The 12154-nt window shown below is 34.6% G+C and carries 12 protein-coding genes, 2 other RNA genes and 1 riboswitch; of the genes, 2 read left to right on the top strand and 12 right to left on the bottom strand.

What is annotated here, in order from left to right; all coding sequences use genetic code 11:
- Nucleotides 1-5: 5 nt before the first annotated feature.
- From MKX37_RS07905 to MKX37_RS07880, 6 genes are all read right to left on the bottom strand, one after another.
- Complete coding sequence (locus MKX37_RS07905; protein WP_001228051.1) at nucleotides 6-146, bottom strand: FbpB family small basic protein; 141 nt, start codon at nucleotides 144-146, stop codon at nucleotides 6-8.
- Between the two features lie 337 nt (nucleotides 147-483).
- Complete coding sequence (locus tag MKX37_RS07900; protein ID WP_002126510.1) at nucleotides 484-1350, bottom strand: 5'-3' exonuclease; 867 nt, start codon at nucleotides 1348-1350, stop codon at nucleotides 484-486.
- 132 nt (nucleotides 1351-1482) lie between these two features.
- Nucleotides 1483-2208, bottom strand: a complete 726-nt coding sequence (locus MKX37_RS07895) for a P-type ATPase (RefSeq protein ID WP_002126507.1) — start codon at nucleotides 2206-2208, stop codon at nucleotides 1483-1485.
- 354 nt (nucleotides 2209-2562) lie between these two features.
- A riboswitch (M-box (ykoK) riboswitch) is annotated at nucleotides 2563-2728 on the bottom strand.
- A 203-nt stretch (nucleotides 2729-2931) separates the two neighbouring features.
- Nucleotides 2932-3318: a DUF350 domain-containing protein gene (locus tag MKX37_RS07890; protein WP_002086561.1), complete on the bottom strand. Its 387-nt coding sequence runs from the start codon at nucleotides 3316-3318 to the stop codon at nucleotides 2932-2934.
- Nucleotides 3315-4550 carry a glutathionylspermidine synthase family protein gene (locus MKX37_RS07885; RefSeq protein ID WP_033730511.1) on the bottom strand — a complete coding sequence of 412 codons (1236 nt, stop codon included), beginning with the start codon at nucleotides 4548-4550 and terminating at the stop codon, nucleotides 3315-3317. Before MKX37_RS07885 ends, MKX37_RS07890 begins: the two co-directional genes overlap by 4 nt.
- Before the next feature lie 3 nt (nucleotides 4551-4553).
- Entirely contained in the window at nucleotides 4554-4865 is a 312-nt protein-coding gene (locus MKX37_RS07880) for a hypothetical protein (RefSeq protein WP_002126505.1), read from the bottom strand.
- An 83-nt stretch (nucleotides 4866-4948) separates the two neighbouring features.
- On the opposite strand from MKX37_RS07880, the gene MKX37_RS07875 reads away from it, so the two are divergent.
- The gene (locus MKX37_RS07875) at nucleotides 4949-5398 is read left to right on the top strand and encodes a hypothetical protein (protein ID WP_002030848.1); all 450 of its coding nucleotides are present in this window, start codon (nucleotides 4949-4951) and stop codon (nucleotides 5396-5398) included.
- 55 nt (nucleotides 5399-5453) lie between these two features.
- On the opposite strand, the gene ssrS (MKX37_RS07870) is transcribed toward MKX37_RS07875, so the two are convergent.
- From ssrS (MKX37_RS07870) to MKX37_RS07850, 5 genes are all read right to left on the bottom strand, one after another.
- Nucleotides 5454-5637, bottom strand: a non-coding RNA gene (gene ssrS / locus MKX37_RS07870) — 6S RNA.
- 21 nt (nucleotides 5638-5658) lie between these two features.
- A non-coding RNA gene (gene ssrS / locus MKX37_RS07865) (6S RNA) lies at nucleotides 5659-5841 on the bottom strand.
- A 116-nt stretch (nucleotides 5842-5957) separates the two neighbouring features.
- Nucleotides 5958-6791, bottom strand: coding sequence for a sulfurtransferase (locus MKX37_RS07860; RefSeq protein WP_002168769.1), 834 nt, complete (start codon nucleotides 6789-6791; stop codon nucleotides 5958-5960).
- 2 nt (nucleotides 6792-6793) lie between these two features.
- On the bottom strand, nucleotides 6794-7066 hold the full coding sequence (locus MKX37_RS07855) for a YpbS family protein (protein ID WP_002086566.1): 273 nt from the start codon (nucleotides 7064-7066) through the stop codon (nucleotides 6794-6796).
- Nucleotides 7067-7086: 20 nt separating this feature from the next.
- Complete coding sequence (locus MKX37_RS07850) at nucleotides 7087-7554, bottom strand: GNAT family N-acetyltransferase (protein WP_002011932.1); 468 nt, start codon at nucleotides 7552-7554, stop codon at nucleotides 7087-7089.
- 71 nt (nucleotides 7555-7625) lie between these two features.
- Here MKX37_RS07850 and MKX37_RS07845 point away from each other — a divergent pair, with 71 nt between their 5' ends.
- On the top strand, nucleotides 7626-7880 hold the full coding sequence (locus MKX37_RS07845; protein WP_000369740.1) for a DUF3931 domain-containing protein: 255 nt from the start codon (nucleotides 7626-7628) through the stop codon (nucleotides 7878-7880).
- 3 nt (nucleotides 7881-7883) lie between these two features.
- Here MKX37_RS07845 and MKX37_RS07840 read toward each other — a convergent pair whose 3' ends face one another.
- Nucleotides 7884-11543 (bottom strand): dynamin family protein, encoded by a 3660-nt coding sequence (locus MKX37_RS07840; protein WP_078421998.1) that lies wholly within the window; start codon nucleotides 11541-11543, stop codon nucleotides 7884-7886.
- Nucleotides 11544-12154: the final 611 nt, after the last annotated feature.

Raw genomic sequence — 12154 nt, 5'->3', positions numbered from 1 at the left:
AATTATCAATTACTAGCAGCACTATATGCTACATGTCGTTTCTCAATCCGTTCTTCAATTTCTTTCATATTCTCTTTATTAGTTAGTAGGGATTGTTTATTTTCTATTAATAATTGTTTAAAGGATTTTCTCACTTTTTTTCGCATGTTTATTTTCCTCCTTGGGGGATGGTTTATATAAAAGATAACTTGAAACTTTAATCAATGAGAGGATTTACCCTCACTAATTATTAGCCTACATCAATCGGGCTTTTACAGGGAGTTACTCTTCCATCATCACTCTTTATTCAGCTATAATACTGAGATAGAAGTCCTATCTCCCGTTAATGCGGGATAAGGATTTATCTGTGTGTCCTTATAATAATTGATTGTTGTGAATTCCATTTGAACTTCATATGAAAATTCCGTTTATTTTCTGACAACTTTGTGAACAAAAAAAAGAAAGGTTAATCAAAAATATATTTGATCAACCTTTCCATACTCTTTAAAGCATATTAATTAATATTTCAGGTCTTCCCCAATTCATTTCGTTACAAACAAAGCGTAGTTTTTCTTCGTCCATTGTGTGTAACCCTTCTTCTAATAAGCATGAAATTGGAACTTCACAATGAATTTGCGCTAATTGTAAAGAGATATTTAAATTCTCTAAATCACTTTCAATTTTTGTGCGCTGCGCTTTCGTTAATGATGCTATATTTTCTAGCACTGCCGATACTGTCCCGTATTCTTGAATCAGCTTATACGCTGTTTTTTCACCAATACCTTTTACACCCGGATAATTATCACTTGTATCTCCCATGAAAGCTTTCGCATGAACAATTTGCCAAGGTTCTACACCTTTCTCTTCCATGATTTTTTCCGGTGTGTAATACTCGTAATTTCCAATTCCTTTACGAAGAAGCATAACTGTAACATTCGTATCAACAAGTTGAAGTAAATCTGTATCACCTGTCAAAATATAAACTTCCGCTTCATTGCAATATTGTTTTGCAAGCGTACCGATACAATCATCCGCTTCATAACCTTTCATACCGATTACAGGCATAGATAATTTCGCAGTCATTTCTTGCACTAAATCAAATTGCGGAATTAATTCTTCCGGCGGTGCTGCACGATTTGCTTTATAATTCGAGAAAGATTCCGTTCTAAATGTCGTACTTCCCATATCCCAGCACGTTACAATGTGCGTTGGTTCGATTGCTTGTATTGCTGTTAATAAATGCTTCATATAACCATGAATCCCATTCGTCGGGGTACCATCTTGTCGTTTCATAAATTGTCCATATACACTTGTTGCGTAAAAAGCACGAAATAATAGTGCCATACCATCAACTAATAATACTTTTTTCATAATTCCTCTCCTACTAACAAAAAATAATAACCTCACGTTATCACGTAAGGTTATATATAGATTACCATTCTACGTTTTTGTTCAACTTTGTCTATTATACATTGTTTTTGTATATTTAGCATCATTAACACATTAAGACATTCTACCGCAGCAAGTATGAAGTATTCCTGAATACGTATTTTTACCTGTCGAAACAACTACAGCCTTTGCATTTCCGTCAACAATATACGTACCTTTGAAACATACATTTTCAAGTTCAAGTGGATTATAGTCTTTCATCCGTTTTAATGGAATAAATCGTTTACGTTCAAGATGATAGCAACTTTCAAATTTCTCAATACTAGCATTATTTCCTGTCAGCATAGATTCATTTACTAATAAATCATTTGCATAAATAATACGTACATCTGCCGGCACTGTATCGCCCTCTGAAAGAAAAATCATATCTCCAGGTACAAGCTCTTGTACTGGTAATTTCATCATTTTTAGTTCACTGTTTAGCCCTGTTACGCTACAGCCAGCTACTCTAGAAACAGTAACTGTTTCACATTGTAATTCATCACCCATATGTTGTTTTGAAAGACCTGGGATCATTCCACTTAGCTTCATCATTACTTCCGCAATACGCGCTCTTTTTGAAGTTAATTCATTTCGGCCGTATACTTGAATACGCTTTTGTGCCTCTTTCATAGATAGTCCGTCTCTTGTTGTTTTAAAATACGCAAATACAGATTTTACATCTCTTGTTGCGATTTCAATTAATAAATCTTTATTTTTTTGAAGCATTGTTTGTTCTTTCATTGCTTTTTTACTTAATTTATACGAAGTGTTACCCACACTTTTATTTACATATAACATATTATCGTCTCCTCCTTTACAACATAGGAAGAAACGCTTTGTTTCTCAATTTATCCACTTTACTGTGAAAGTGTCTAGCGCTTAAATACTCGAATAAACGCTACATTATGATAAATATAGAGGGAGGAACAAGTCGTTTCCTGCCTACATCATATATTTTTGATTTGAAGTATATGGGTAACGGAACCGAGTCAGAATTTGACATGCTCCTCACCTCCTCTTTAATTTTTTAGTTATAATCTATACTATGAAATTACTCATAGCTTGCTAACAAAAAAGACCCTTACTCATAAGAGAGCAAAGGTCATTGCATACACAAATAAGCGATTCCTAATATAATACAATTAGAAATCTATGGACCTCTCCCTCGCCGAGTTTTAGCACTGTATAGCATAGGTTCATTACCAGCTACGTTAAGAAAAACCTTAATTCGATCATTCCTGTTGACCCATTGGCGTCTCTCGACATTTTTGGGCAGTAGCATTTCTCTATACAGGAGCCTCACCTAACAGAGACTTATTATAATTACATAGAAAATGTTACTCTTATTTAAAATAGATGTCAACACTTTGTATGGAAACTTTTCCTTATTACAATAACTATCTCGAGTTTAGTACACTAATACGCATCCTGCTCAGCGTTCGGCTACATAAATTAATTGAACACATATTGCAAAAAATTAGCAAATGAAAAATAAAACCCTTACGTTAAAATGTAAGGGTTTTAATACGTTACACAACCAGCAATTACAATTCCGATGGAAAGTGATAAAAACATAAGGAAAAGACCAACTGCTTGATTATCTTCTTCAAGACTTTTATTAATATTAAAACGTGGTGTAAGCCATTCCGCTAAATAAAAGACAATAATTTGAGCTAAGATCCCAACAGCTCCCCATGAAACCATATCAAGAATTGAAATAGAATTAGCAGCCGTTGAATATAAAACGATAGCAAGACCAAGTAGTCTTCCTCCAAGTACATAGCTTACCGCTTTATTCCCTTGAGCCATTAACTTAAATTCCTTAACTTTCGTTGTCACTTCCATAAGAAAAAGACCGATACATAAAAGTACAAGTGATACTGCTAAATATAGTAAAAAATTAATCATTTATTTTCCTCCTTCTTAATACCTACCGGTAAATAATACGATTCATTTCCCGTAATTTTTTCTCCGGCACGTATACCGATGCTGCTCGCTTTTCCAGCAATTAAAAAAGCCCCAAACACGTACGACAGCTTCTCAATTCCTTTTTCAGTTTCCAAAAATACAACTGGAAGCTCTGTATATTTCTGAAATATAGGCAGTGACGATTTATACGTTTCATGTGCATTTCGAATCATAATATTTGTATCCTTATCACGAATCGTAATCGTGTCACCTTCCCTACCGAACGAAGGTTTTTGAACGAAAGGACTTTTCCCCAAAAATAAATCTGGCTCTAAATATGTAGGAAGCATATATTCTTTAATCCACTTTTGTTCCTCACTTGTGTAAAAAGCACCTTCTTCTGCTAATCCCCAAATAAGACATTGAATTGATTTCGGCTGAAGTAAAAAGGCCGACAAAGGATTTATAATAAAAAGCTTTCCTTCTTTTACAAGTTGCAAAAGTTCTACTCCCACCAAATCCCCCGTTTCGGGATCTTGATCTTCAATCAAGTCTTCAATTGGATATGTTTGGCGATACAAAACATCAATTGGTAAACCATCTCTATCTACTAAAGCATCATCTGTAATTCTAAGTTCTGTCATTGGCATCACTTTATTTTCAACATGACATAGCCCACTCAAATACATAGTCGTATTCCAATCTTCTATATGTTCAGGATGAGCTGTGAAAACAACATTTGGCTCTTCCATTCCTTTTGTAAACTCCATTACGGCTTTTGTAATACCAGAAGAAAGTAAGCGCTCTTGATTTGCATTTGGATCATCATAGTCAAGTTCTTCACAAACTTTTCCATTCATTTGAAAGCATTCCACAATAAAAGTTGGAGTATCACTATTAAACTCAAGCATTTTAATACGATTATCCTCTGTTAAAGCAAAATCAAATCGTGAAATAACAGATTCAGGATACATCCCTTTCAGTCTAATAAAAGGCAAGCTTGCAGTTGGAAAACCGAGTTCAAGAAGCTGTTCATTAGATAAATTCCGAAGAATTCTAGCAGTCTTAAAAAATATTTTTCCCATTCGTTCAGTTGCTACTTGTAATTGTTTCATTGTTTGCTCTGTTAGCGGGAAAACATGAAACAAACTATACTCACATTCATATAAGTCCGACCAGAAATGAGGATAATTCGAATAAAATTCTTTTCTTTTCTTTATGTATTGCGACATATTTTAACCTCCAAATCCACCTTTTGAACCGCTTCCAATTCCACCTTTAAATTCGGCCGAAGATTGATAAGTTTTAAACTCTGATGAATTTTTGAAGGTGGATTTATTTTGATAGTATGTACCACCATAAAAGTAATGTCCACGATAACCTGAACTACTATCATCACACTGCCAAACACCAAGCTCATCATCCCAATCCCAATCAGAACAACTATTATCATTCGGTTCGGGGGGAATATCTTGCGCGCAGCCAAATAAAGTGCCCGTCATTAAAGATGTTAGGACACCACCTACTAGCCATTTCGTTTTTGTCACCTTTGCACTCCCCTTTTTAAATTATATTTCTATTATATAAGATGTCATGATAAAGTAGAAGAAAAAGGAAGAAGAGGGATAAAATGCGATTGGAATATCGGCTCAATGATGAAACAAACGGGTATCCAGCTTTATGGAACTACGCAAATATTTCTAATTCTGAAATTGTCGCGCGCATGACTTGTGAATATTTTATAAAAGATGGAAATACATATATCGTTACTGCAACTTCAGTAGATCCAGACGGGACAGCAGTGTTATATATACAAAAAGAAGTTTTTTCCAACGACCCTTCAGATCCTACATATTCGCACATAGGTTTTGAAATTAGAGAACTAAAGGAAACCTGCTCAATTATGATAGAAAGTAAAGATATTTGGAATTACGAGGATATCTTACCCTCTCTCCATTCAGATATTATATATATTCAACGGGATGGAATACATTTGGAATTCACCCTCGATTCAAGAGAAATTGATGAAGACCGCAAGTGCTATATTTATTATGGGAACTTTACAGGTAAATCTAGATAACATGAGTATATTTATTCAACAAAAAAACCTTACGTATAAAACGTAAGGTTTTTTATATAGTCCCACATATGCCGTTATCTATAGATGTCCATAAACCTGCTTTCACAGGTGGATGTTCTCACAAATGTTTGTAACTTCCTTCTTAAAAAGATGGCCTGCTATCTACATTTAAATATTGAACTTCCGCATTATACTTATTGGTTTAAGACATACACAAGCTACGTACACCGTAGGAATTTTATATACTATTAGTTGAAATAAGACCCCCGCAAGTGCCGTCTCTCGTAAATGTCCAAAAACCCGCTACTCGCAGGTGGATGCCCTCACAGTTACCGTATATCTTCCTCCACAAGGAAGGCTTGATAATGGTCACTAAATATTGAGCTTCCGTAAAACTAACATCGGTTTTAGACATAAATAAGTTACGCACACCGCAGGATGTATTATTTACTTGTCGTTATATTATCACATTGTTTCCAATGTGTAAAATATAATTTTTTTGAAGCAATCTCTTGCTTGTGACCTTATTTTAATACAAATTATTTTTGCATGCAAGTGATTAATCTTCTTCTTTTGCAATTTGATTTTCTGGATAAGAAATCCAATCACTCCAGCTACCTGTATACAATTTAACATTTTGAAAACCAGCTAATTTTAATGCAACTATGTTCGGACACGCTGTAACACCAGAACCACAATATACGATTGTTTCCTTCTCTTTATCAAGATTTTGGAAACGCCCTTGCTGTTCCTCTTCGTTTTTAAAGTGTCCCGATTCTAAAATCCCATCTTTCCAAAAATAGTTTACTGCCGTCGGAATATGCCCTGCCTTCGAATCAACGAGCTCTTCCGCACCAGCATAACGTTTTGGTTCCCTAGAATCAATTAATGTCATATTTGCACCTGCACGAATTTTCCCTCTCACATCTTCCATCGTTACAAGCATATTTTCTTGTATTTCCGGTATAAAAGGTTTTCGTGCAATAACTGGGATATTCGGCGTTGTGTGTAGTCCATTCTCTTTCCAAGCTGGAAATCCGCCATCTAATATATATACTTTCTCATGTCCTACATAGTTTAATAACCACCAGAGACGAGAAGCATTTGCACCCGCTTGACTGTCATATGCAATTACTGTCGTATGTTCACCAATACCAGCTTGTGAAAGCTTGTCTGCAAACTCCTCAATATTCGGCAATGGATGGCGACCACCATGTTCTGTTACAGGACTTGATAAATCTAAATTCAAATCAAAATATAACGCATGAAGAATATGTTCTTCCTCATACTTTTCTCTACCCCAATTAGGATTCGCTAAATCAAAACGACAATCGATTATACGGACATTCTCATCTTCTATATGCTCACGTAACCATTCGACTGTAACTATCATCTTTAACGACCTTCTTTCTCTTGCAAACGACTTACATACTCCATAACCATTTCTTTTGTAACAAATTTACGCTGCAGTGTAACACCATTTTTTGCAAGATCATTAATTTGCTTTGTTACAACATTAATGATATCAACCGAAAATTCTTTCCCCTTTGACGCAAGAGATACGGCTGCTTCAATAGCTGCTTCACGCTGCGCATCTAATTGTAAACATGCTTTTACACTTTCATTTTGTTTACGAGAATGTGCTGTAATTGCTTTATGTACTTCCATCTTCTCTTCCCCCTAAATAGTTATACGTTCTTATTCAATTCCATTGCAAGCCGAATCATATCGCGACATACAATCCCATTTTCAATAATCTCTTCTTCATAATGCTTTGAAAAGTAATCAAAATCAATAGAAAAAATACGAAATCCACATTTTTGATATAAAGCAAGTTGTGAAACACTAGAATTGCCTGTACCAACTTCAAGTTTTGACATACCATATCCTTTAGCAGTTTCTACGGCATGACTTAATAGCTGCTTTCCAATCCCTTTTCCTTGCAAATGCTCTACAACCGCAATATTCATAATTTCCATTGTCCTTGGTCTTGTTTCCAAAAGCACATATACACCGATGATTCTTTCTTCTTGTTTAGCTATATACGTATACCCTCTCTGTACATATGCATCAATTTGGCTTTCACTTGGATCAGCAAGAAGTAATAAAGATTTCGGTATAGCTTCTTTCGAAATACGCTCTATGACAACAGACATAAAAATTCCCCCTCCTCTATTGTTCTAAACCCCCCTTGTCTACCATAGATAATAGAAAGGAGGGATTCACCATGGACAACAATGAGAAAAAATGCAACGTCATCTCTATTGATGGAAAGAAAAAGAAGAGCGACACATATTCCTATCCAAAATTAGTAGTAGAAAACAAAACGTATGAGTTTTCTTCATTCGTCTTATGCGGTGAAACACCAGACGGCAGACGCTTAGTTCTTACCCATATGATTTCTACTGATGAGTTTGCAGGGTTTGTAAAATCTTTAGATACTGTACTACAAAAGAAAATTGAACGAATCTTTTTTTCATAACAGCTATTTAATATAAATTTCTTTTTCAATTTCTACTAACTGCTTTTGTAGCTCTTCTTTACTTTGTTCGTATAGCGATACATCAATTGTTTCAGCTAAAGCGAATAATATACTTTCATAATAATTCTCAACGTCTTGCTGCATCACTTTTTGGAATAGGTTCCATTTTGCATCCCACTCTTGCTTATAATGATGAACGAATAAATCTTCTTCATCAACTACATAGTTTGATACGAAAGGTTCTAACACTCCTTTAGCGTCTTCTTGCATAAAAGCTTTATCATTTTTTTCAAAAAAGCTTTTCTCATTTTTAAAATGTACTAGTGCCTTTTTAAAATCTTTTATTTCTATTGAAGGAAACGGCTCTTTATGTGTAATAATTTTATATTCATAATCCACTGTTCCACCCATAGAAATCGATTCATTTTCCACTTTGCAATTCACAACAATTTCATCCTTTGCACGCTTCATCGCTTCATCTATCCATTTTTCAAGACGTAATGATGTCGCACGCATTTCTTGTAATAAATCATGTTGAATAAATGAAACTAATTCCATTACACATTGCTGCAACTGCATTTTCACATTCCCATCTGTTCGTAACGACGCCGGATTAATAAATTCAGTAAACACATCGTTATAGCGTAAAAATAGACGTTGGTGTACATAATAAAGCAATTCTTTCACTTCATTTTGCATTGCTTGCTCTTCAGCAAGTACACTATATGATGAAATAATATGAAGTAGCTGATTACGCTCTGCTTCATATTTTTTTGTTTGCTTCTCTTTCTCATCATTTCCCTGCTTTGCGCCATTTATCATATTTACAAGAAGCTGATTCGCTCCTTGCAATGCACCATATAAAGCATGCACAGATACAAGCATTAAATCCCTCATCATAAAGGACGTAAATGATTCTTCAAACTTAGTAATCCCGGAGTTTTGTAAAATACCATACTTTTCTTTATCAATACTTTTCCCTTGCTTTTCTTCAAGCGCACATAAACTTGAAATTGCAAATAAACGTGGATTTCTAATACCGTATTGCAGGAGCTGATCCGCAATATAACCTTTTACCATTTCAAGTTCTTCTTCAGATTGTGCTAAATCGGCAGCATTTATTAAGAAGAACATTTTATCAAGTGCAAATGTATCCTTTACACGACCGAGCTGAATTAAAAATTCACGATCCGCACGAGAGAAAACATGATTATAGTATGTTACGAATAAAATAGCATCTGCGTTTTTAATATACTGGAATGCAACATCCGTATGGCGCGCGTTAATAGAATCCGCCCCTGGTGTATCTACAAGAGCTACTCCTTGCCTTGTTAAAGCACAATCATAATAAAGCTCCATATACTCAACAAAGCATGATTTTTCTTCATTAGCTACATAATCAGAGAATTCCTCTAACGTAACTTGTAATTGTTCCCCTAAATGATTAGCAACTGCCTCATATCCTTTTTGTACCGCTCGCAAAAAGCTAAATGTTGTTTTTTGCTTCCCGCTTGGTGAAGGGTATTTCATAATTTGATCAATTTTCGTTAACGCTTCTTCCAATGTAGCAATTTCATAGTGAAACATTTTATAAACAGCTTTCATATCTTCTAACAGCGCTTGCTCTGACTTAAACTGGACAATTACCGTTCCATGTGGTTTATCTTCTGTAACTGGCAAAATTTGATTTATTGTTGCTGTCGTTGGGTTTGGCGATACAGGAAGTACCTTTTCACCGAGCAATGCGTTAGCAAATGATGATTTCCCAGCACTAAAAGCTCCAAATAACGCTACTGTAAATTGCTTCGTTTCTACACGCTGTCTTTTTCCAACTACTTCTTGCTGTAGATGTTTCAGTGTAGGCAATGGATCTAATATCGTTTCAGCTTTCTTCACTTTTTCTAATATACGCTGAATATTTAAAGCTTTCGTTCCTTTAATCTCTTCTTCACTAGCCGCTACGTTATCATTTACAATTTCTTGCTCTTGTAGTTTAAACTTCTCACTAACAACTTGTTTTTTACTTTGTAATATTTCGTCTATTTGCAATCCATCTGGTATAGAAACATTTTCATTCCAAACATCTCCTAAATAGCTCTCATATTCCTCATACGTCTTAATGTACTGTAATTTTGTTTCTTTTGCTGTTTGTAACATCGTGTATTTTTCAATTTCTTCTTCAATACGAGCAATCTCTATCTTCACTTTCTTCTGCAATATACCCGTACTTTTTCCAAAGATTTGCTGAGATTTCATAAAGTATCTTTTCTTTAACTCATTTGCAACGTCAGCAGTATAAAGAAGTAAGTAATCACCGGTAAATCCAGCCCCCTGTTTAATTGTTTCAGCCAACACTTCCGGTCCGAAAGCAATTTCTAACGCATATATGTCTTTCCCTATTTCCTCTGTAAATAACCCTTCTTCTTTTAAGAAGGCTACAATAAATTCTTTCACATGAAAATCAAGTTGCGTTTCAACAGTCTTTTGAAGAGCAGAATAAAAAGCATCTACACGTCTCTGTTTTTCTTGCTCCGTCTTTCCTTTCGCAAATAACAAACCAACTTTAAACTTCGTTAATTTCGTTTCTAAATATTTATTTGCCAATTCTCTCATTTCAAATGGCATTAAATACGCGTTATCTAATATGGCTTGTAAACCTTTTATAAATTCATTTCTCACATCAGATTCTTTACTAGCCACCCGATCTTTATTTTCAGTTAACTCTTCCTTTTTTTCAACTATCTCTGAAAGTGACAGTGGTGATGTTAATTCTTCTTCATATTTCATGAGATGTTTTTCATTTTCAGAAAGAATAAACGAACAATGTTCTTGCAGTAAATATTCTGTTTCTCGCTCCATTCCCTTTCTTACATACTGCTCTTTTTCTTTCATGATAGAAAAGATTAATGCTTCTAAACTTTGAATTTCATTGTATGGATGATTCATCATTCGCAATGATGTATAGAAAATACCATCTACTTCAATATCCCAGTTAGAAAAAGACTGTTTTACACTATCTCTATACTCTTCAAACGATAACTCATTTGCTTTATGTTTATCTATTTGGTTTACAACGAGATAAACCGTTTTATTACGTTGTTTCAATTCTTTAACAAACTGTAAGTTAACCTCTGATTGGACATGGTTATAATCCATCATATAGAAAATAACATCTGCTAGATGCAGTGTTGATTCCGTCGCTAATTGGTGGGCATCATCCGTAGAATCAATTCCGGGCGTATCAACTAACATAACCCCATCAGGAATTGGCGCATCATTTCGATAAATATGAACACCAATTACTTCATCACCGTCTTTACATATTTGTTTTAATTCTTCTGCTGAATATGCGCCGTCATATTCATACTGTTCTCCAGACTTAATCGTTACAACAACACGATCAGATCCTCTTTCAATTTTAACAACGTTAGCACTCGTTGGAATCGGACTTGTCGGTAATAATTGCGCTTTATATAGGTGATTCATCATTGTCGATTTCCCCGCAGAAAAATGACCACAAAAAGCTAGCATAAGCTGCTCTTGTTTATATTTTTGAATCACTTCAAACAACTTCAAACTATTCTCTACATCGCCGTTTTTTTGCCACTCTTCATAAAAACAAACAAGTTTTTTCATACCGTTTGTCTGTACTATGTTTGTCATCCCCTTGTTCCCCTTTATCCAAGATGTATATACTTTATCCCGCTATTTGTGGGCAGTAAAAACCCGTTTCGTGCGGGCTAGTAATCAGTGAGGGATAGACCTCCCCGCTGATTAAAGTTTCACTTTATTATCATACTAAATTTTCAGCATATTCACATCAAAAATAAAAAATCCCTTTCATTCTTTTTACAAATGAAAGGGATTTTATGTAATATTATTCATTTTGTTGTTCCTACTCCATTTAATACATACTTTGTAACACCAACATATATAGCAATCGTTCCTGCAACAAGTGCATACACCATATTAACACACCAACCTTTTTTTGATAATGATTATCACTTTTGAATACATTTTATCATTAAAGAGAATCATTATCAACAAATTTCTAAAAAAAGAAAGCTCCTTCGGGAAAAGGAGCTTTACTGCCTGTTTTAAAGAAGTTTAAAACTTGCTGTGCACTCTTATTATATCTCATAATACACATCTTAGCAGTTTTAAAAATTGGAAATAACCTATATACCCTCCCCTTTACATTTTGTATAATAAAGTGAAACTGTAATTAGTGGGGATATTTCCCATCTCCACTAATTATTAGTTGAACCAATCGG

The sequence above is a fragment of the Bacillus sp. FSL R5-0709 genome, from assembly GCF_038004785.1.
Classification (GTDB): domain Bacteria; phylum Bacillota; class Bacilli; order Bacillales; family Bacillaceae_G; genus Bacillus_A; species Bacillus_A mycoides.
The sequence above is the reverse complement of the archived record's forward strand: the minus strand, read 5'-3'. Positions and strand labels throughout refer to the sequence as shown.